Origin of the sequence: Thiothrix fructosivorans (assembly GCF_017349355.1) — a bacterium.
Classification (GTDB): Bacteria; Pseudomonadota; Gammaproteobacteria; order Thiotrichales; family Thiotrichaceae; genus Thiothrix; species Thiothrix fructosivorans.
The window spans coordinates 798,766-818,977 of sequence record NZ_JAFMPM010000008.1 but is presented as its reverse complement, the minus strand read 5'-3'; the positions used below and the strand labels follow the sequence as shown (position 1 = coordinate 818,977).

The following is a 20,212-nucleotide window of genomic DNA, read 5'->3' as shown; positions in this document are numbered from 1 at the left end:
GCATAGATGGATGGGTTTTGCTAAGGCAAGAAATGCGCCATTGGTTTATGATAAGGCACATGAACACAGCAAACTACTCACATTTATCCTTGATCACTCTGCTAATCGCCTTGTTCTTGCCGAGTGTGATACTCGCAGAAAACAGCGTGAGCGGGGTACGCACAGTCCCCACCACCAACACCGCGCAACCCTTCGAGCTTGCCGCCAAGTTGCAATGGAATCCTCACGACAAGCAGTGGGACAAAGTACTGGTGCTCTACAACGGCAACCCCAGCCCCCCCTCCCATCACCCCGTGTGGGCGTATCTCGACAGTATGCAAATCCCCACCCGCGCCGCGACCAAAGCAGGGGAAAACCTCTACTACAAAGCCTTCCACAGCAATGCCTATTGTGATGGCAACACCCCGCTCACCTCCGGCAAACCGCTACGCATCACGTTCGACCAAAACACCCCCGGCAATTACACCGAAAAAGACTACTTCCGCGACTGGAACTGCCCCGGCTGGAGCATGGGTTTAAACAACGTTAGCATTGTCAACGGTGCTGAAGCCCGCAACGCCCAAGGGCAAGCCTTGCGCCTCCAACTCCCCAAAGGCGCATCCGGTTGTGTCAATGAAAAGGATTGCGCCAACTGGAAACCGCACATCGGCGCACAGCTTGACAGCCTGTATTACTCGTACTGGGTGAAATTCCCCGAAAATTTTGACTTCGTGCGCGGTGGCAAACTCCCCGGCATTGGCAGCTTTGAACCCCGCGTCGGCGGCGTAAAACCCAACGGCAACGATGGCTGGAGCGTGCGCGTGATGTGGGATAAAGATGGCAAACTGGGGCAATACGTCTATCACCCTGACCAACCCAAAAACTTCGGCGACTTCCTCGTGTGGGACATGCCCCCCGTGGAAAAAGGTCAGTGGTATCACATCAAAACCTTGGTACGCCTCAACACCCCCGGCAAACGTGACGGCATTATCACGACGTGGCTGGATGGCAAACCGGTGCTAGACAAACACGACCTACGCTTCCGTAATAGCAACAATCTTCAGATCGAACGCTTCCTGTTCGCCGTCTTCTTCGGTGGCACAGGGGCAGAATGGGCACCACCCCGCAATTTAGCGTTGTATCTGGACGATTTCACTCTCTCCGTCACGCCACACTGAAGTTCATCATGAGCCAATTTACCCCCCCCCTGATCCACGCTTGGCGCACGCTTCTGCTGCTGACTTGCCTGACGCTCGCGCTGCCATTACAAGCAGCCGAAACCGAGCTTTCCAACCTCAAACTGGACGACCTCAGCAGCCAGTTGGACATTGCCGAAACAACGTTCCTGCAACAAAGTGGCAGAGACATTAACCATCTCGATAGCTTAACCGCCACCACGGTAGGGCTAGAAGAACGGGCGCAAACCTGTATCACCCAACAAGAACAGCAGCAAGCCCAAACTCAGCAAGCCATCGACAGCCTCGGCAAAGCCAATACCGACGATGCTGCCGACGTTAAAGGCAAGCGCGAAGAACTCACCGACCAGAAACAGCAAATCGACAAAACCCTGTCGCAATGCCGCTTGCTGCATCTACGCGCTACCACCTTGCTGGAAGAAACCCGCCGCTCCCGTCAAGCACTGCTCAAACAACAACTGTTCGCGCCCGCTGCCTCGGTGCTGACCTATTTATCCATCATTTTGTTAGAATCGGGCGTATGGAAAACCGAAATTAACGGCATTTTGCGCACCTTCAGCAGTCTGCCGCTCAACTGGACAAACCTGTGGATCGCGCTCGCTTACGGGATAACTGGTTTAAGCGCAGGCATTTTCTGGAGCATCCAAAAACGGCGGCAATACCGCGAAACCATGCCACCCATTCACGCCACCAGCCCCACGCTGGCAGCGGTTTGGATTAGCTTATTGCGATTTCTACCATTTGCGTTGTTTGCAGGGGTGGCGGCACTTTCCCTGTACTTTTCCCCTTGCGGCGTTCCGATTATCTTGCAATTCATGCTGGCGTTGCTGCTGTTTAGCCTGAGCTATGGCGTAATGCACTCGCTGTTGCGCCGTGCTGGGCAAGTGGATGGCGTAGTCCCAGCCAATAAACAAGCCGGACACCAATTGTATTTTTGGGCGCGGCTGCTGATTGCTGCCACTTTGATTGGCATCGTGTTTCATTCACCCTTGCTGGATTCCGCCAGCCACGAAGTCAACACCCCCAGTAGTCTGGTTGGGCTAATCCGTGTCGTGATCGGCACACTGATTGGTTTTGCCCTTGCTCGCCTGATCTGGCTCATGTCCGACCATTTCCTTTTCATCCAACGCACACGGCTGCATTGGATGGCGGGCGCTGCCTTGCTGATTGCCGTGGCAAGCCTGTGGCTGGGCTACCGCAATTTTGCGGTCTTTCTGTTTACGGGCGTGTTTGGCACGTTGTTCCTACTGCTGGCAGCATGGCTATCACTCAAAATCCCCACCGAAATCTTTGACGGTCTTGATGAAGGACGCACCCCTTGGCAACAACGCCTACGTAAACAACTCGGCTTGAGAAGCACACAGATAGTGCCCGGTTTGCTGTGGTTGCGACTCGCCAATACACTGGTGGTTTCGGGACTATTCCTGATCTTGTCGCTGCGCTTGTGGGGGATGCCGGAGCAGAATTTTACGTTGCTGCTCTCTACGCTCGCGAACGGCTTCAAGATTGCTGGGTTCACACTCGAACCGTTGCGGATTATTGGCGGTTTGCTGGTACTGTCACTCTTAGTCAGCTTGACACAGGTCTTCAAGAAAAATCTGGCAGAAAGCTGGCTGCGCCGCACCACCTTGAGCAAAGGAGCGCGTGAAGCCATTACCACGGTATCCGGTTATAGTGGCATTCTAGTCGCCATCCTACTGGGTTTGTCCGTCGCGGGCATCGAGTTCAAGAATCTGGCTATTATCGCTGGGGCGCTGTCGGTCGGGATTGGTTTTGGCTTGCAAAACATCGTCAATAACTTCGTATCAGGGCTGATTTTGCTGTTTGAACGCCCGATCCGCCGAGGCGATTGGATCAAGGTAGGCGCGGCGGAAGGCTATGTACGTGACATCAGCATCCGTTCCACCACCATCCAGACGTTTGACCGTTCCGACATTATTGTGCCAAATTCGGAAATCATTTCAGGGCAAGTCACCAATATGATGCTGAACGATAATTTTGGGCGACTCATTTTGCCGATTGGAGTGGCTTACGGCTCGGATACCGAACGGGTTATGGAAATCTTGCGGGAAGCTGCCGATGCGCATCCGTTGGTTATCAAAGAGCGCACTGACATGAAAATTAACGTATTTTTCCTCGGCTTTGGAGATAATGCGCTGAGTTTTGAAGTGCGCTGCTTTATCCGCGATATAGAAGCCAAAACGGCCGTCATTAGCGACTTAAACCTCGCCATCGACAAAGCCTTTCGCCATCAAGGGGTTGAAATACCGTTTCCACAGCGTACCGTGCATTTGGTAAAGGAAGTACCTGCCAAACCGGCGGATTTAGGCTAGAATACGCGCTCTCACCGTTTGGCCCCATAGTTCAATGGATAAAACGGCCCCCTCCTAAGGGGTAGATGTAGGTTCGATTCCTACTGGGGCCGCCACTTTTCACAGACACAGCAAAACCTTCCCATACGATAGTGCAGGAATGTGCTTGATTAGATAAGTGATTGATTTATAAGGAAATGGAGGCTGAACTCAGAATCGAACTGAGGTACTCGGATTTGCAATCCGGTACATTACCACTATGCTATTCAGCCTGAGTTGTGGATGAACCACGGTGCAGATAGAAATTGGAGCGGGAAACGAGGCTCGAACTCGCGACCCCGACCTTGGCAAGGTCGTGCTCTACCACTGAGCTATTCCCGCATTTGACTTGTTACAAAAAGCACGGATGGTATGCGTGCTTTCTTTGAATTTGGAGCGGGAAACGAGGCTCGAACTCGCGACCCCGACCTTGGCAAGGTCGTGCTCTACCACTGAGCTATTCCCGCTGAACAGGCTGCGAATAATAATGATCGAAGCCGTTGCTGTCAACTGCTGTTAGTGTTTTTTTTCAGCTCTCGTTATGGGCGGTGCAATAAGACCGATAAAGCGGCTTCATCCAGCACATCCACGCCGAGGCTCTGTGCTTTATCCAATTTAGAACCCGCACTTTCCCCCGCAATCAACGCGGTGGTCTTCTTAGAAACACTGCCGGATACCTTTGCACCCAGTGCTTCCAGATCGGCTCTGATGTCCTCACGCGCCCGACTGAGCGTTCCCGTAATCACATAAGTCTTGCCCGCTAATGGCAAAGCTTCGGCAGGTTTCGCTTCGTAGTTCGCCCAATGCACGCCCAAATCACGCAAGTGCTGGATGGTATCGCGGTTATGTGTTTCCGCGAAAAACTGGGCAACATTTGCCGCAACGATCACACCAATGTCAGGCACGAGTTTTAGCGTTTCTTCGTTGGCGGCTTGAATCGCTTCCAGTGAGCCGAAATAACGCGCCAAACCTTTGGCAGTGCCCTCGCCTGCATTGCGGATACCTAGCGCGTAAATAAAGCGTTCTAGCGTGGTGGATTTGCTGCTTCCCAGTGCGGCGATGAGATTCTCAGCAGATTTCTTGCCCATGCGCTCCAACGCGGCGACGGCATCAACATCCAGACTGTAGAGGTCGTCAACGTGGCGGATTAAACCCGCATCAAACAATTGTTCCACCATTTTGTCGCCTAAGCCGTCGATATTCAGGGCTTTGCGCGAGGCGAAGTGTTTAATGGCTTCTTTGACTTGCGCAGGACAATACAAACCGCCAGTACAGCGGGCAACGGCTTCACCTTCGGGACGTTGCACCTCTGACCCGCACACCGGGCAATGGGTGGGCATCACAATCGGTGTCGCACTAGCGGGGCGACGTTCGAGAATCACGCTGGCAACTTCAGGAATCACATCACCTGCCCGCCGCACAATCACAAAATCACCGACACGCACATCCTTGCGCTCAATTTCATCCATATTGTGCAAGGTCGCATTGCTGACCGTCACCCCGCCCACAAATACCGGTTTGAGCCGTGCCACAGGGGTGAGTGCGCCAGTACGCCCGACTTGGAAATCAACTCCTTCGAGTTCAGTGATTTCCTCTTGTGCAGGAAATTTGTGTGCCACTGCCCAACGCGGCGCACGGCTGATGAAACCGAGTTCCTGCTGGGTGGCAATGTTGTTGACTTTGTAGACCACGCCGTCGATGTCATAAGGCAAGCTGTTACGCCGTGCACCAATCTCGTGGAAATAGTCGCGGCAGCCTTGCGCCCCCTGCACAATGCGAATATCGGGGCAAACCCGCAAACCCCATACACGGAATTGTTGCAGAATCGCGTAATGGGTATCCGGCACTGTGCCACCATCAACCTGCCCGACCGCGTAGCAAAAGATGTCCAGCGGACGTTGTGCCGTCAGACGCGGATCGAGCTGGCGCAAGCTGCCCGCTGCCGCATTGCGCGGGTTAACCAACGTTTTTTCGCCCAACGCCCGCATTTTTGCATTGAAGGCTTCAAACCCCGCTTTGGGCATGTAGATTTCGCCACGCACTTCCAACACAGTTGGGTAGCCTTCACCCAACAAGCGCAAGGGCACGGAGGCAATGGTACGCACATTGTGGGTCACATCTTCGCCGGTTTCGCCATCCCCACGGGTGGCAGCACGGGTGAATACACCGTTTTCGTAGAGAATGCTGATAGCCAAACCGTCGAGCTTGGGTTCGGCAACGAATTCGGTTGCTGCGTCGGATTTAAGACGGTCGTGAATGCGTTTGTCGAACGCCAACAATTCTTCATCGCTGAACACGTTGCCCAAGGACAGCATCGGGATGACGTGTTTGACTTCACCAAACTCACTTAATGCTGCACCACCGACGCGCTGTGTAGGCGAATCGGGGGTAATGAGATCGGGATGCGCCGCTTCAAGCACTTGTAACTCACGAAACAGGCGGTCGTATTCCACATCGGGGATTTGTGGGTCATCCAGCACGTAGTACAAGTGATTGTGGTAACGCAGTTGTTCACGGAGCGCTTCAAGCTGTTGTTGTAATTGTTGCATGGGTTTTCCCTTGTCATTTCTCTTATTTTTCAAACACCGCAATGGATTCAACGTGCGAGGTATGCGGGAACATATCCATCACGCCCGCCCCAACCAGCCGGTAGCCGTGTTCATGCACCAACTCGTAAGTATCCCGCGCCAGCGTTGCGGGGTCACACGACACATACACAATCCGCCCCGCGTTGAGCTTGCCCATGTAGGCAATGATTTCTTTCGCACCCGCACGCGGTGGGTCAAGCAAAATCTTGTCGTAGCGGTTTTTCTTCAACCACGGTTCATGCTGCAATTTGTCGCCCATCAGGTTACACACGTGGTAATCGGTATTCAGGATGCCATTGGCATGAGCGGCAGCGCGGGCGCGTTCCACCATCGTTTGCTCGCCTTCCACACCAATCACCTGTGCAGCCATTCGTGCTAATGGCAGGGTGAAATTGCCTAAGCCGCAAAACAAATCCAGCACGGTATCGGTCGGTTCGGGCGCAAGCAATTCCAGCGCACGCGTCACCATTGCACGGTTCAGCGGCTGGTTGACTTGGATAAAGTCCAGCGGCATGAAATTAACCCGTGTATTGAATTGTGGGTGTTCGTAATACAGCTCTGGGTTTTCAGGATAAATGCAATGGACGGTTTCTGGGCCTTTCGGCTGCAAATAAATCTGGTAGTTGAATTGCTGACCAAACGCCAACAGCTTTTCGGTGTCACCCTCAGAAAGCTCCTCCATGTGGCGGAAAATCAGCGCGGTAGCATTGTCGCCATCACCGACAGCCACTTCGATTTGCGGGACAGATTCGCGAGCATCGAGGCTGGCAATCAGTGCTTGGAAGTCGAGTAAGTGTTCACCAATGCTAGGGTGCAAAATTTCGCAGCGATTGAGTTCAGCAAGGAAACCACCTTCTTTTTCGCGAAAACCAACGAGGGCTTTTTGCTTTTTGTGTACCCATTTCGCTCCAAGACGCGCTTTGCGACGGTATGCCCAGCCGTCAGCCGTCAAGGGCGCAAACACGGTTTCCGGTTCGGCCTTGCCAATGTGTTTGAGGTTGTTGAGCATGGCACGTTGTTTGTGCTTAATTTGTGCATCCAGTGACAGGTGTTGCCAGCTACACGCACCGCATACGCCGAAATGTTCGCACTTAGGTTCAACACGATCCGGCGACGGCGTGAGGATGGCTTCAACCTTGCCGATGTCGTGCTTTTGCTTGTGTGAGGTGTAGCGGAATTCAACGGTTTCCCCCGGCAATGCACCGTCGATAAACACGGTTTTGCCGTCAACGTGAGCAACGCCCTGCCCTTCGAGGGTGAGGGATTCGATCGTGGTTTCGACTAAGGGGCTGTTTTGTACACCCTTGGATTTTCTGTTTCTGTGTCGGCTCATGCCCCGCCTCCGCTGCGGCTGTAAAGAGCCGCCGATGATAGCACAAGCGGCTAAACGGCTTGGAGATTTGTCGTATTCGGCACTAGGGCAGACTACAATCCTTCGGAATCGCTGACATCCCGTTGGGGGAATTTAATGAACCGATATTTAAAAGTCTCTGTTATGTGGATATCGCTCCCCACATTGACGGGATTCATCTTAGCATGGCTGGGTAGAGGGCATGGTGGAGCTAGCGCTATGCTCTTGATTTTTTTATTTTTATTAGGTATCGCGGGAGCAGCCATACATTGCGAGATTATTGCTTTAAGCAGTAGCAAGTTTAACAACAAAATTTACGCCACCCTTTGTCTGCTGGTGGTATTTCTCTCCATTGCTTGGCTAACTTTGGCAGACCCTACCTGTACCTATATAGAACAAGATGCCGCCGCTAAAATCGGGAAACATTTAGCACAGTTAAAATACAACCCCGATCATTTAGGGGCTGCTAAATTTTCCAAAAAAGACTGTTCCTATTCATACACATACACTGGCTCTGAAGGAAAAATTGAATTCTTGTTTAGCCCATGGGGTGACATCCACACTTGGGATTATGATGCACAACGTTAACATTTCCTCTCATGCCGAGCTTTGCGAATATCTCGATCACGGCGGGTTCGCAAAATTTCTTTTCTTCTGGGGACACCAACCAGCACAAGCAGGGTTCACCACCAAGACATGTTTCAGTCAATGGTTTGAATCTGCGTTCGAGGTTAACGGCATCCGCTACCCAACGGCAGAACATTACATGATGGCGGAAAAAGCGCGTTTATTTGCCGATCACGAGGCACTACAGCGCATTTTGACTGCGCCAAATCCCGGTGCAGCTAAAGCACTGGGAAGAGAAATTCGTCATTTCGATGAAAAAGTATGGGTAAAACACCGTTTTGCCATCGTTGTCGCCGCCAATATTGCCAAATTTTCACAGCACCCCGCACTAGGCGAATTCCTGATCAACACTGGTAATCGTGTACTGGTTGAAGCTAGCCCTGTAGATAGAATATGGGGCAATGGCTTAGCGGCTGATCATCCAGCCGCCGAAAACCCCCATGAGTGGCAGGGCTTAAACCTACTCGGATTTGCCTTAATGCAAGTGCGAGAGCAGCTTACCATCTAGACAACTGACCACTGGTCACTTAAGATCAGCCCAAATAACTGACTGGCAGTCATTACCACCATGAACGTATCCGCTTGGTCGATTCGCAATCCCGTACCCGCTATCCTGCTGTTCGCGCTGCTGACCTTTATCGGCATTGGCGGCTTCAAAGCCTTGGGTATTCAGCAATTTCCCGACATTGAACTCCCCATTATCACCGTCAGCATGGGGCTAGAGGGCGCATCACCCGCGCAACTTGAAACCGAAGTGGTGCGTAAAGTCGAAAATGCCGTGGCAAGTCTCACCGGCATCAAACACATTTACGCCAACCTCACTGACGGCATGGCTATCGTTAGCGTCGAATTCACCATCGACAAAGACAACGAAATTGCGCAAAACGAAGTACGCAATGCGGTGGATAGCATTCGCGCCAGTCTGCCTGCTGCCATGACTGACCCGGTAGTGTCCAAAATCAGCACAACGGGCAGCCCGATTCTCACCGTCACCGTGACCTCCGACAAGCTCGACGAGCAAGGTTTGTCGTGGTTTGTCGATAATGAAGTCACCAAAGAATTGCTGGCAACCAAAGGGGTCGGGCGCGTCTCACGACTCGGCGGTGTGGATCGCGAAGTGCAAGTCAACCTCGACCCCACCTTGATGAGCGGCTTGGGTGTCACCAGCAGCGACGTATCGCGCCAATTGCTGCAAGTCCAGCAAGACGCATCCGGCGGACGCGGCGATGTCGGTGGCAGCATTCAATCCATCCGCACCCTTGCCGCCGTACAAACCGCCGCTGAAATTGCCACGCTCGATATTCCGCTCTCCAACGGACGGGAAGTACGCCTCAATCAAATTGCCCATATCAACGACACTGCCGCCGAACGCTCCACTTACGCGCTGTTAGATGGCAAACCCGTGATCGGTTTCCAAATCACCCGCACCAAGGGCGCAAGCGAAGTTGCCGTTGCCGCCTCGGCGCGTGCCACCATCGAACAGCTTAAAACCGCCTACCCGCACGTCACGTTTGAGGAAGCCTTCGACACCGTAACGCCCGTGCAAGAAAACTACGACGGCTCGATGCTCTTGCTCTACGAAGGGGCAGCCCTCGCGATTCTGGTGGTACTGATTTTCCTGCGCGACTGGCGGGCAACGCTGGTATCTGCCGCCGCCCTGCCCCTCGCCATCATTCCTACCTTTGCGGTGATGCACTACTTCGGCTATTCCCTCAACTTATTGACCTTGCTAGCAATGGCGCTGGTGGTCGGGGTACTGGTCGATGACGCGATTGTGGAAGTGGAAAATATCGAACGCCACTTGCGCATGGGGAAAACGCCTTACCAAGCCTCGATGGAAGCAGCGGACGAAATCGGTCTGGCGGTAATTGCCACCACGTTTACGCTGATTGCGGTGTTCCTGCCGACCGCGTTTATGGGCGGGATACCCGGAAAATTCTTCGAGCCATTCGGGATTACTGCTGCCGTGGCGATTTTCTTTTCGCTGATTGTGGCGCGGCTGCTCACGCCGATGATGGCAGCGTACATCATGAAAGCGCACCCCAAGCCGAATACACCCGACGGCACGATTATGCGCAACTACTTAATTCTGATGCGCTGGTGCTTGCGGCATCGCTTCATTACTTTGATTGCCGCCATTGGGTTATTTGTAGCATCGCTGGCGATTATTCCACTGTTACCCACCGGCTTTATCCCAGCAGATGACGGCGTACAAACGGCAGCCAAAATCGAATTGCAACCGGGCAGCACCCTCGACGACACCTACGCGATTGCCGAGCAAGCCCGCCAATTACTCGCTAATGTTCCCGAAATTACCCGCGTGTTTACCACCGTAGGCTATTTCAGCGGCGACGGCGGCCCGTTTGCCATGGGTGCAAGTGCCGACGTGCGCAAAGCGACTTTGAGCATCGTCCTGAAAAACCGCACGGAGCGTACCCGCAAACAGGGCGTGATCGAAACCGATATTCGCCACCGCTTGCAAGCCTTGCCGGGTGCTCGTGTCACGGTTGGGTTAGGTGGTGAAAAGATGCAAATCGTCCTCGCCAGCGACGATGCGCAAGCCCTGCAAACGGCGGCGAATGGCGTGACGCGTGATTTGCGCACCCTGCAAGGCATTGGCAATATTTCATCCAGTTCCAGCTTGCAACGCCCCGAAATCCAGATTATTCCTGACTATGGGCGAGCAGCGAATGCAGGCATTACGGCGCAAGCCCTTTCCAGCACCATCCAAATAGCAACCAATGGCGATTTTGCCGCGCAATTACCGAAGCTGAACTTACCGCAACGCCAAATTCCGATTCGGGTACGGCTGGATAAATCGTTCCGCCAAGACTTGGAGCAAATCCGCCAAATCAAGATTCCCGGCACGAAAGGCATGGTCAGCCTCGCCAATGTTGCCGAAGTACGCATGGGCAGCGGTCCCGCCCAAATCGACCGTTTCGACCGCAAGCAAAACGTGACGCTGGATGTGGAACTCAATGGGCGCAACCTCGGCGAAGTGATTGCGGAAGCGGACAACTTGCCATCCTTACAAACCCTACCCGCTGGGGTAAAACGCCAGAATATCGGTGATGCAGAAACGATGGCGGAATTGTTTGGCAGTTTCGGCACGGCAATGCTGATCGGGATTATGTGTATCTACATTGTGCTGGTGTTGCTGCTACACGATTTCTTACAACCCATCACGATTCTGGCGGCATTGCCATTGTCACTGGGCGGCGCATTGCTGGCGTTATTGGTAACGGGCAATAGCCTGTCGATGCCGTCGGTGATTGGCTTGCTGATGCTGATGGGGATTGTGACCAAAAACTCGATTCTGCTGGTGGATTACGCGATGTTAGGGCTGCATGAACACGGGCTGGGGCGGTTTGATGCGCTGGTCGATGCGTGCCACAAACGCGCACGCCCGATTGTGATGACTACGATTGCGATGGGGGCGGGGATGATGCCGACGGCGTTGGGCTTGGGGGCAGACCCCAGTTTCCGTGCACCGATGGCGATTGTGTTGATTGGCGGCTTGATTGCTTCGACGTTTTTGAGCTTACTGGTCGTGCCGGTGGTGTTTACGTTTGTGGATGATGTGTTGAAAGGGATACGACGTTTGTTTGGAAAAGCGCGAACGGAGGGTTTGTCGGGCTGAAGCCCGACCCACACCTCACGTATTCACTTCTTCTGCATTTTCGCTTTGAGATCAGCAAAGGGGTTATGTGTAGCCGCAGCGGGGCCTTTTGTACCGGCTGAGCCGCCGTATACTGCTTCAATCTGCTTTTGGTGCTCGTTGTCGTGGCAATACAAGCACAGCAACTCCCAGTTGCTGCCATCTTGCGGATTATTGTCGTGGTTGTGGTCACGGTGGTGCACGGTTAATTCGCGCAAATTGGCGTGCGAGAATTCGCGAGTACAGCGTCCGCAAATCCACGGATACAGTTTCAAGGCTTGTTCGCGGTAGCCTTTGGCGCGTTCATCGGCATTTTTGCGAGCCGCTTGGACAATTTTGGCTTGTTCCGGTGTCATGATGTTCCTCTAACGAATAATGATCAGGGTATTGTATACGATTTTTACATACAATCTCGACAACTGACCGCGAGTCATTTAGACTTGCCCTATACACAACTGACCAGCAGTCATTTATATGCAAATCCGTGCCACCAACCCTGAAGACAAAGAACAACGCCGCGAAGCCATTCTCGATGCTGCTGAACAGCAATGGCTTGCCCAGCCTGAGCGTATGGCGAACGTTGCCGAGATTGCCGCCGCCGCTGGTTTAGCCAAAGGCACGGTGTATTTGTATTTTCGCAGTAAAGAAGAATTATTCCTCGCCATCCACGAACGGCACGTTGAAAATTTTTTCAAGAGCATGATCACCCGCGCTGAACAAGATACGCCCATGCAGATGAAAGATGTGTTCGCACTCACACGACAGTTTCTCGCCGCTACCAACGCATTCCTGCCTATTGCCACGCAATGCCACGGCATGATGGAACGCCATATTCCGCTGGAAGTCGGTTATGCCTTCGAGGAACGTACCTATGTGCGCCTCAATACCGCCGTCACCGCGTTACAACGCCATTTCCCGCTGGTCAATCAAGCCTTAATGCTGCAAAGCTACGCACTCATTTTAGGGTTATGGCAATTGATGCGCCCTACCCCACTCAAAGAATTGATGCAAGAACGCTCGCTGATTTGTGCGTGTAACAACGACTACCTGTTTATGTTGGACACCGCCTTAAACGCCCTGTGGCGCGGCGCACTGACACCGGAGACTTCATGAAGAACCTCACTTTTCTTCCTTTGCTCTGCTTACTCGCACTCAGTGCGTGTAAAGAACCCGAAACACCCGCTGTTGTCATCCGCCCAGCGCAAGTATGGACGGTCAGCGACCACGCCAGCGGCAGCAGCAACATCACCTACTCCGGCGAAACCAAAGCACGCGTGGAAGCTGATCTCGCTTTCCGCGTCGGCGGCAAAGTGATCGCCCGCAATGTCGAGGTAGGTGATACCGTCACCGCTGGGCAAGTGCTTGCCAGCCTTGATACCACCGATTTAAACCTCAACACCAGTAGCGCCCGCGCCAGCCTTGCCGCTGCTGAAGCCGATTTCAGCCATGCTAAAACCGAATTGGCACGCGTCAACACCTTGCACCGCCAGCAATTCATCGGACAAGCCGCATTAGATAACGCCCAAGCCGCGCACGATGCCACCGCCGCCAAGGTTGCCGCAGCCAAAGCGCAGCTCAAACTGAGCGGCAATCAAGCAGGCTATACCGAATTACGCGCCGAACAAGCGGGCATCATGACACAAGTGAACATCGAAGCGGGGCAAGTTGTCGCTGCTGGAACACCTGTTGCTCGCATCGCTTATGAAGGTGCACGCGAAATCCACATTCGCGTGGGTGAAACCACCGCACAAACACTGCAAACGGGCGCACTCACCGACATCAAACTCTGGTCACAACCGGACAAGCTATTTCAAGGTAAGGTACGCGAAATTTCCCCGACGACCGACGCAACCCGCAGCTTTTTAGTCAAAATCAGCGTGCTGAATCCACCCGCTGAATTGCGCCTCGGCGTGACAGCGGATGTGAGCTTCGCCAATATTAATAACGCCGCCAGCCGTTGGTTGCCTGCTTCCGCTTTATTCCAGCAAGGGCAGCAAACCGCTGTTTGGGTAGTGAATGACGACAATAAGGTGCAATTACAACCCGTCACCATCAGCACTTTCCACGAAGCAGGTGTGACCGTGACAGGCTTACCAACAGGCACAAAAGTGATTGCTGCCGGAGTCCACAAACTAAGCAACGGGCAAACCATCAACCCCATTCCGTATGACGGTAAGGCGGGCGTATGAGCCATTTCAACCTGTCCGAATGGGCGCTACACCACCGCAATTTTGTGCTGTATTTGATGATATTGACGCTGGGTTTAGGGATTTTCGGCTACAACAAATTGGGGCAATCCGAAGACCCGCCGTTCACCTTCAAAGTCATGCTGGTGCAAGCCTATTGGGCAGGTGCGACCGCGCAGGAAATGGAATCGCAAGTCACCGAGCGTATTGAAAAAACCATCCTCGAAACTGCTTACATCGACGTGGTACGCAGCTTTTCGCGCCCTGGTGAAGCCAATATTTTCGTGATAGCCAAAGACGGTGCGCCCTCCTCCGCCATGCCGGATATGTTTTACGACATCCGCAAGCGTGTTGGCGATATGCGTCATACCTTGCCGCAAGGTGTGATTGGCCCGACCTTCAACGACGAATTCGGTGAAACTTACGGCAATATTTTCGCGCTGACGGGAGATGGCTTCAACTTCGCCCAATTGCGTGATGCCGCCGATAATATCCGCAAAGAGCTGCTGCTGGTCAAAGATGTTGCCAAAATCCTCAGTATTGGCGAGCAAGATGAGCGCGTCACCATCGAGCTTTCCAACAGCAAACTGGCAAATCTCGGCTTCAGCGTCCAGCAATTAGTGGATGTCCTGCAAGCGCAAAACGGCATTGCCGCCGTGGGCGCATATAACACTGCATCCGACCGGATTTACGTGCGCCCCGAAGGTGCTTTCAGCACGTTGGAAGATATTCGCAATCTGCCGATCAATATCGGCAACCGTACCCTGCGCTTGCGCGAAGTCGCCGAAGTGAAACGCGGTTATGCCGATCCGCCACACTCCACGTTCCGCTATCAAGGGCAAGCCGCGTTGGGTATTGGTGTGTCGATGCGCAAAGGTGGCGATGTGATCGCGCTGGGCAAATCGCTGGATGCTGCACTGCTACGCATCGAAAGCCAGCTTCCTATCGGCATGGCATTGCATCGCGTCAACGATCAACCTTCCGCCGTCAAACGTTCCATCAATGAATTCCTGCAAGTGGTGGTTGAAGCCATCATTATCGTGTTGGCGGTGAGTTTTATCAGCTTGGGAATGCGAGCGGGGACGGTCGTCGCACTATCCATTCCGCTGGTATTGGCGGGCACATTTTTCGTCATGCACCTGTTCGGTATTGGCTTGCACAAGATTTCATTAGGCTCATTGGTGCTCGCACTGGGGCTGCTGGTGGACGATGCCATTATCGCGATTGAAATGATGGTGGTGAAAATGGAAGACGGCTGGGATCGGATTCGTGCCGCCAGTTTCGCCTACACCACCACCGCGATTCCGATGCTGACGGGAACATTAGTCACCGCAGCGGGCTTTTTGCCGATTGCCACGGCGCAATCGTCGGTGGGGGAATTTACCCGCTCCATCTTCCAAGTCGTGACGATTGCGCTGGTGATTTCATGGTTTGCAGCGGTCATTGTTATCCCGTATTTGGGGTACAAATTATTACCGGAGCATGTGCCGCATGACCCTAGCACAAAAAAAACCAGCGCAATGGGGCGCGTGTTTAAACCGTTTCTTGATGCCCAACATCACATTGCCGAAGGATTTTACCGCTGGTTTCGCGGCTTGATTCGTGGCTGTGTGCAATACCCGCTAACCGTCATCGTGCTAACGGTGGCGACGTTTGCCGGTTCGATTTTCATGTTCCAATTTGTGCAACAGCAGTTTTTCCCTGATGCGACGCGCTTGGAGTTGATCGTTGACCTGAAATTGCCCGAAGGTTCATCGCTAGACGCGACTCAAGCCGAAGTGAATAAGCTGGAAACTTACCTGAACACCCAGCAAGCCCACGTCGAGAATTTTGTAGCGTATGTCGGCAACGGTTCGCCGCGCTTTTACTTGCCGCTGGATCAGCAATTGCCTGCCGCGAGTTTTGCGCAATTCGTGATTACCACAAAAAGCATTGCCGACCGCGAAACCTTACGCAGTCAATTGATTGAATTGCTGGATAACAGCGGGCAATTTGCCCATGCGCGTGGGCGGGTGATTCGCTTGGAAAATGGCCCCCCAGTCGGTTATCCGGTGCAGTTTCGCGTTTCCGGCGAGGATTTGTGGACATTGCGTGACCTCGGCGAACAAGTCGCGAACGTAATGCGAGCCAACCCACATCTGGTCAACGTGCATCTGGATTGGAATGAACGCAGCAAAGCGATTCGCCTCAAACTGGATACCGCGAAAGCCATCAGCCTTGGCGTGACTCAAACGGCCCTCTCGCAGGTATTGCAAAGCACCTTAAGCGGCACAGCGATTGGCGAATTCCGCGAACAAGATCAAACCATCCCCATTCTGTTGCGCGGGGTCGAAGGCGAACGTGACATGATTTCGCGGCTGGCAGGGTTGAATGTGCCCACGTCGACAGGCAAGACCGTGCCCTTGTCGCAGTTAGCCAGCATCGACTATGTGCAAGAAGAAGGTATTCTGTGGCATCGCAACCGTACTCGCACCATCACAGTACGTGGTGATATTTACACCAAGATTCAAGCACCAACTGTCACCGCCGAAGTTGAAAAGCGCCTCACCGACATTCGCGCCAAATTACCGCTTGGCTACACATTGGCAACAGGTGGGGCAGTGGAAGAAAGTGCCAAGGGCAATGAATCCATCGGCGCGGGTTTCCCGTTGTTCATCGTGGTGGTGTTGACCTTGCTGATGATTCAATTGCAGAGTTTTCAGCGCGTTATTATGGTGGTGTTGACTGCACCGTTTGGCTTGATTGGCGTTTCGCTGTTTTTGCTGTTGTTTAACCGCCCGTTTGGGTTCGTTGCTATGCTAGGCACGATTGCACTATCGGGCATGATTATGCGCAACTCGGTGATTCTATTGGATCAGATTGAGCGCAATATTGACGAGGGACAAGTGCCGCGTGAGGCGGTCATTGAAGCGGCAGTACGGCGTTTCCGCCCCATTATGCTGACGGCACTCGCCGCCATTTTGGCGATGATTCCGTTATCGAAAAGTGTGTTTTTTGGACCAATGGCGATTGCGATTATGGGCGGTTTATTGGTGGCAACGTTGTTGACGCTGCTGTTCTTACCTGCGTTGTATACGGTGTGGTTTAAGCTGGCAAAAGGGCGGAAAACCTTTACGGGTGACGCTCAACTCAGCGGCTGAAGATCATCACACGCCAAGGCTTGTAGGCAAGCGTGCAACGTGCGCCCGTCGGGAAACACCTGACGCGGCGCAAGATCAGCCAAGGGCAATAACACGAACGACCGTTCACCGATGCCGGTATGCGGAACGTGCAAATCCGGCGTGGCAATCACTTGATCGCCGTACAGCAGCAAATCGAGATCCAACGTGCGTGCGCCCCAGCGTTGGCTGGCATCGCGTACCCGCCCATGCGCCCGTTCTACCGCAAATAAGGTTTGCAGCAAAGCGTGCGCATCAAGCCGTGTTTGTACACAAATCACCGCATTCACGTAATCAGGCTGGTCTTGCGGTCCCATCGGTTTGCTGACGTAAAAACGCGAAACACCACGCAATGCAACACCATCCGCACCCGCCAATTGGGCAATCGCCGAATGCAGGTTGGCCGCAGGATCACCTAAATTACTGCCCAAACCAATATATGCAGTGATGGCACTCATTCGGCAGAAGACGCAGACTTGGCATTACTGCTGGTTTTCCGCCGCTTTTTACGGCGACGTAGACCGCCTTTTTTATCGGTGACACCTTTGCAAAGGGCTTCACGTTCTTCGTGCGGAGCCGCTTGAAATGCTGTCCACCATTCCGCTTCCTCTTGCACCGGTTCGCCCGATTCAGCACGCAAGCACAGAAAATCGTAAGCCGCCCGAAAACGCGGATTCCCCAGCAACGCACTGGCACGGCGCAAATCACGGTAATGGAAACGCGACTGTAACGCCCAAATTTCACGGGTAATGTTGCTGAAACGACGCGGTACAGCAGTGAAATCAACCTGATCACGCAAGGCATCGGTAGCCGCTACATTCAACGCTTGAATTTCCGGCATCCCATCGGCTTCTAAGTTATGCGCTGCCAGATACACCTTGTGCCATAGCAGCACTGCGTACAAGAAACCGGGCATAACCGATTTACCTTCACGCAGACGCTGATCGGTATTACCCAACGACATTTCCACCATGCGCTCGAAGTTGCCGCTGGTATCTTCCTCAATACTCTCCGCCGTCAAAGGCAGCAGGTGTTGCAGCAAATCGTATTCACGCAACAAACGGAAGGTATTCAAACCATCGCCGCTGTGCAGTAACTTAATGATTTCGTCGAACAAACGCGCGGATGAAACACCTTCCAACAAGATTGCCAGTGAAGTCATCGGCTGGCGCGTATATTCTTCAATCTCAAAACCCAGTTTCGCGGCAAAACGAATCGCACGTAGCAAACGCACCGGGTCTTCACGGAAACGCTGTTCGGGGTCGCCAATCAAGCGAATTTTACCGTGGCGCAAATCTTCCAAACCACCCACAAAATCTAGCAATTCACCGCTAATCGGGTTGTAAAACAACGCGTTAATAGTGAAATCACGCCGCCACACATCTTCATCAAGTGTCCCGTAAACGTTGTCGTGAATAATGCGCCCTGCGTCGTTGACCTTGCCACCGTCATCGCTGTCATCATGCGGAGCGCGGAATGTTGCCACTTCTAAATAATCACGCCCGTAATAAATGTGCGCCAAGCGGAAACGTCGCCCAATCAAGCGACAAGAATTGAACAAGCGGCGAATTTCTTCAGGACGAGCGCTGGTAGCAATATCAAAATCTTTCGGGACGAGCCCCAGCAACAAATCGCGGACACAACCCCCAACGAGGTAGGCTTCATAACCTGCTTTTTGCAAACGCCGGATCACATCTTTAGCACGACCGCAGACTTTATCAGGGGGTATATGATGCACGGTGGAAGGTACGTGCGCAGCAGCATCCTCGTGACTTAGCATCTCGATTGACCTTGCAAATTCCGTTTTACACACACTTTCGCTGAAACTCCCACCACAAAAGTGGTAATAATACTACTAGCCGACATTAATACCTATCCTTAGCACAAGGTTTTCGCCATGACCATGGCATTTTCACGCCCAAACTCGGCGGGGTAGTAGCCTTTGCGGATACCGACTTCGTTGAAACCTGCGTTTAAATACAAGTGGATAGCCGCAAAATTGGACTGACGCACCTCCAAAAAACAGGTTTCCGCGTGAGCGGCGCGAGCAATGCGTTGCAGCGTTTTCAGCAAGCGACTGCCTAAACCTTTGCCCTGTAAAGCGGGGTCGATGCAAATATTCAGCAGGTGCATTTCATCCAACACCAACATCATCATCGCGTAACCCGCGAGTTTGCCGTCGTGTTCATACAACCAGCCGGAATAGCCGTGTCTCAGGCAATCCACGAACAGCGTGGCTGTCCACGGGAACGGATAGGCGCGTTTTTCAATCGCCATGACTGCCGATACATCATCCAAGGTCATCGGGCGTAGCGGCAGAAAATCAGGTTCAAGGTGCTGGGGCATGGCGGGCAAATACTTCACGAGCAAACAATAAATCCTGCCATGCCTTGCGCTTGTCAGCGGGTTGGCGCAACAGGTAGGCGGGGTGATACGTAACCACCACGGGAATACCGTTTAGGGGTGCGCGGTGTTCTTTACCACGCAAACGTGCCAATGGTGCATCGGTTTGCAACAGGTTTTGCGCCGCAATCCGCCCAACCACCAAAATCAACGCGGGGTTCACCAGCGCGATTTGGCGTTCCAAATAACCTCGGCAATGGGCGGCTTCATCCGGTTTCGGATCGCGATTATTGGGTGGACGGCATTTAAGGATGTTGGCAATGTAGACCGTTTCACGCGGCATCCCAATCGCGAGCAGCATATTGTTGAGCAATTGCCCTGCTTTGCCCACAAACGGTTCGCCTTGGCGATCTTCTTCTGCGCCGGGCGCTTCGCCGATCACCATCCACGCCGCTTGCTGATTGCCCGTACCGAATACCGTGTGGGTACGCGCTTTGCTGATCTCACAACGGGTGCAAGACTGGACGGCGGCGCGTAGCTCTTGCCATGAATACCCCCCCATCCCCAGCCCTTCCCCCGCAAGGGGTGAAGGGAGCGAGGAAGGAGAAAAAGAAGGAATCGTCGTAAGCACCACTTCTTGTTCCTTCCCCCCCTGCGGGGGAAGGTTAGGATGGGGGGTATCTTCGGCGACAAAGGCGCGTACTTCTTTAGGCATCCACACCGGAATCCCCATTGCCTGCATGTAGCGCTGGCGTACCTGCAAATCCACCCGTGT

The 20,212-nt window shown here is 53.3% G+C and carries 15 protein-coding genes and 4 tRNA genes; 9 read left to right on the top strand and 10 right to left on the bottom strand.

What is annotated here, in order from left to right; translation table 11 throughout:
* The first annotated feature begins 59 nt into the window (after nt 1-59).
* The 3 genes from J1836_RS18275 (at nt 60) to J1836_RS18265 (ending at nt 3,603) form a co-directional block, all read left to right on the top strand.
* The gene (locus tag J1836_RS18275) at nt 60-1,157 is read left to right on the top strand and encodes a polysaccharide lyase (protein WP_242632913.1); all 1,098 of its coding nucleotides are present in this window, start codon (nt 60-62) and stop codon (nt 1,155-1,157) included.
* A gap of 8 nt (nt 1,158-1,165) precedes the next feature.
* Nucleotides 1,166-3,508 carry a mechanosensitive ion channel family protein gene (locus J1836_RS18270; RefSeq protein WP_207252535.1) on the top strand — a complete coding sequence of 781 codons (2,343 nt, stop codon included), beginning with the start codon at nt 1,166-1,168 and terminating at the stop codon, nt 3,506-3,508.
* Nucleotides 3,509-3,528: 20 nt separating this feature from the next.
* A tRNA-Arg gene (locus J1836_RS18265) sits at nt 3,529-3,603 on the top strand.
* Between the two features lie 82 nt (nt 3,604-3,685).
* Here J1836_RS18265 and J1836_RS18260 read toward each other — a convergent pair.
* The 5 genes from J1836_RS18260 to rlmD all read right to left on the bottom strand — a co-directional run bounded on the left by J1836_RS18260 (nt 3,686) and on the right by rlmD (nt 7,447).
* Nucleotides 3,686-3,759 (bottom strand) — tRNA-Cys (locus J1836_RS18260).
* 34 nt (nt 3,760-3,793) lie between these two features.
* Nucleotides 3,794-3,868: transfer RNA gene (locus J1836_RS18255), tRNA-Gly, on the bottom strand.
* Between the two features lie 50 nt (nt 3,869-3,918).
* Nucleotides 3,919-3,993 (bottom strand) — tRNA-Gly (locus tag J1836_RS18250).
* 72 nt (nt 3,994-4,065) lie between these two features.
* The gene (gene ligA, locus J1836_RS18245; protein ID WP_207252534.1) at nt 4,066-6,075 is read right to left on the bottom strand and encodes an NAD-dependent DNA ligase LigA; all 2,010 of its coding nucleotides are present in this window, start codon (nt 6,073-6,075) and stop codon (nt 4,066-4,068) included.
* Between the two features lie 22 nt (nt 6,076-6,097).
* Nucleotides 6,098-7,447, bottom strand: a complete 1,350-nt coding sequence (gene rlmD, locus J1836_RS18240; protein WP_207252533.1) for a 23S rRNA (uracil(1939)-C(5))-methyltransferase RlmD — start codon at nt 7,445-7,447, stop codon at nt 6,098-6,100.
* 135 nt (nt 7,448-7,582) lie between these two features.
* Here rlmD and J1836_RS18235 point away from each other — a divergent pair, with 135 nt between their 5' ends.
* From J1836_RS18235 to J1836_RS18225, 3 genes are read left to right on the top strand one after another with little or no spacing between them, the layout of a single operon-like run.
* Nucleotides 7,583-8,053: a hypothetical protein gene (locus tag J1836_RS18235; protein ID WP_207252532.1), complete on the top strand. Its 471-nt coding sequence runs from the start codon at nt 7,583-7,585 to the stop codon at nt 8,051-8,053.
* Nucleotides 8,037-8,600: a riboflavin biosynthesis intermediates N-glycosidase gene (gene ybiA / locus J1836_RS18230; protein WP_242632912.1), complete on the top strand. Its 564-nt coding sequence runs from the start codon at nt 8,037-8,039 to the stop codon at nt 8,598-8,600. Before J1836_RS18235 ends, ybiA begins: the two co-directional genes overlap by 17 nt.
* 60 nt (nt 8,601-8,660) lie before the next feature.
* Complete coding sequence (locus J1836_RS18225) at nt 8,661-11,732, top strand: efflux RND transporter permease subunit (RefSeq protein WP_207252531.1); 3,072 nt, start codon at nt 8,661-8,663, stop codon at nt 11,730-11,732.
* 23 nt (nt 11,733-11,755) lie between these two features.
* Here the strand turns inward: J1836_RS18225 and J1836_RS18220 are convergent, their stop codons facing one another.
* Nucleotides 11,756-12,106, bottom strand: a complete 351-nt coding sequence (locus J1836_RS18220; protein ID WP_207252530.1) for a YajD family HNH nuclease — start codon at nt 12,104-12,106, stop codon at nt 11,756-11,758.
* 118 nt (nt 12,107-12,224) lie between these two features.
* On the opposite strand from J1836_RS18220, the gene J1836_RS18215 reads away from it, so the two are divergent.
* Genes J1836_RS18215 through J1836_RS18205 form a run of 3 tightly spaced genes read left to right on the top strand, consistent with a single transcriptional unit; the run spans nt 12,225 to nt 17,076 of the window.
* Nucleotides 12,225-12,863 carry a TetR/AcrR family transcriptional regulator gene (locus J1836_RS18215; RefSeq protein WP_207252529.1) on the top strand — a complete coding sequence of 213 codons (639 nt, stop codon included), beginning with the start codon at nt 12,225-12,227 and terminating at the stop codon, nt 12,861-12,863.
* Entirely contained in the window at nt 12,860-13,939 is a 1,080-nt protein-coding gene (locus tag J1836_RS18210; RefSeq protein WP_207252528.1) for an efflux RND transporter periplasmic adaptor subunit, read from the top strand. The genes J1836_RS18215 and J1836_RS18210 overlap by 4 nt, the downstream gene beginning before the upstream one ends.
* Nucleotides 13,936-17,076 (top strand): efflux RND transporter permease subunit, encoded by a 3,141-nt coding sequence (locus tag J1836_RS18205; protein ID WP_207252527.1) that lies wholly within the window; start codon nt 13,936-13,938, stop codon nt 17,074-17,076. Before J1836_RS18210 ends, J1836_RS18205 begins: the two co-directional genes overlap by 4 nt.
* On the opposite strand, the gene folK is transcribed toward J1836_RS18205, so the two are convergent.
* The 4 genes from folK to J1836_RS18185 all read right to left on the bottom strand — a co-directional run bounded on the left by folK (nt 17,061) and on the right by J1836_RS18185 (nt 20,206).
* Nucleotides 17,061-17,552, bottom strand: coding sequence for a 2-amino-4-hydroxy-6-hydroxymethyldihydropteridine diphosphokinase (folK, locus tag J1836_RS18200; protein WP_207252526.1), 492 nt, complete (start codon nt 17,550-17,552; stop codon nt 17,061-17,063). The two genes, J1836_RS18205 and folK, sit on opposite strands and share 16 nt — an antisense overlap.
* A complete protein-coding gene (pcnB, locus tag J1836_RS18195; protein WP_207252525.1) occupies nt 17,549-18,874 on the bottom strand; it encodes a polynucleotide adenylyltransferase PcnB in 1,326 nt (441 codons plus the stop codon). Before pcnB ends, folK begins: the two co-directional genes overlap by 4 nt.
* A gap of 98 nt (nt 18,875-18,972) precedes the next feature.
* A complete protein-coding gene (gene rimI, locus J1836_RS18190) occupies nt 18,973-19,440 on the bottom strand; it encodes a ribosomal protein S18-alanine N-acetyltransferase (protein ID WP_207252524.1) in 468 nt (155 codons plus the stop codon).
* Nucleotides 19,424-20,206, bottom strand: a complete 783-nt coding sequence (locus J1836_RS18185) for a uracil-DNA glycosylase (protein WP_242632911.1) — start codon at nt 20,204-20,206, stop codon at nt 19,424-19,426. Before J1836_RS18185 ends, rimI begins: the two co-directional genes overlap by 17 nt.
* Nucleotides 20,207-20,212: the final 6 nt, after the last annotated feature.

Excerpts from the sequence above, each read along its gene's own strand:
- J1836_RS18275 (WP_242632913.1), top strand. The coding sequence starts at position 60 with ATGAACACAGCAAACTACTCACATTTATCCTTGATCACTCTGCTAATC.
- J1836_RS18270 (WP_207252535.1), top strand. The coding sequence starts at position 1,166 with ATGAGCCAATTTACCCCCCCCCTGATCCACGCTTGGCGCACGCTTCTG.
- ligA (WP_207252534.1), bottom strand. The coding sequence starts at position 6,075 with ATGCAACAATTACAACAACAGCTTGAAGCGCTCCGTGAACAACTGCGT.
- rlmD (WP_207252533.1), bottom strand. The coding sequence starts at position 7,447 with ATGAGCCGACACAGAAACAGAAAATCCAAGGGTGTACAAAACAGCCCC.
- J1836_RS18235 (WP_207252532.1), top strand. The coding sequence starts at position 7,583 with ATGAACCGATATTTAAAAGTCTCTGTTATGTGGATATCGCTCCCCACA.
- ybiA (WP_242632912.1), top strand. The coding sequence starts at position 8,037 with ATGATGCACAACGTTAACATTTCCTCTCATGCCGAGCTTTGCGAATAT.
- J1836_RS18225 (WP_207252531.1), top strand. The coding sequence starts at position 8,661 with ATGAACGTATCCGCTTGGTCGATTCGCAATCCCGTACCCGCTATCCTG.
- J1836_RS18220 (WP_207252530.1), bottom strand. The coding sequence starts at position 12,106 with ATGACACCGGAACAAGCCAAAATTGTCCAAGCGGCTCGCAAAAATGCC.
- J1836_RS18215 (WP_207252529.1), top strand. The coding sequence starts at position 12,225 with ATGCAAATCCGTGCCACCAACCCTGAAGACAAAGAACAACGCCGCGAA.
- J1836_RS18210 (WP_207252528.1), top strand. The coding sequence starts at position 12,860 with ATGAAGAACCTCACTTTTCTTCCTTTGCTCTGCTTACTCGCACTCAGT.
- J1836_RS18205 (WP_207252527.1), top strand. The coding sequence starts at position 13,936 with ATGAGCCATTTCAACCTGTCCGAATGGGCGCTACACCACCGCAATTTT.
- folK (WP_207252526.1), bottom strand. The coding sequence starts at position 17,552 with ATGAGTGCCATCACTGCATATATTGGTTTGGGCAGTAATTTAGGTGAT.
- pcnB (WP_207252525.1), bottom strand. The coding sequence starts at position 18,874 with ATGCTAAGTCACGAGGATGCTGCTGCGCACGTACCTTCCACCGTGCAT.
- rimI (WP_207252524.1), bottom strand. The coding sequence starts at position 19,440 with ATGCCCCAGCACCTTGAACCTGATTTTCTGCCGCTACGCCCGATGACC.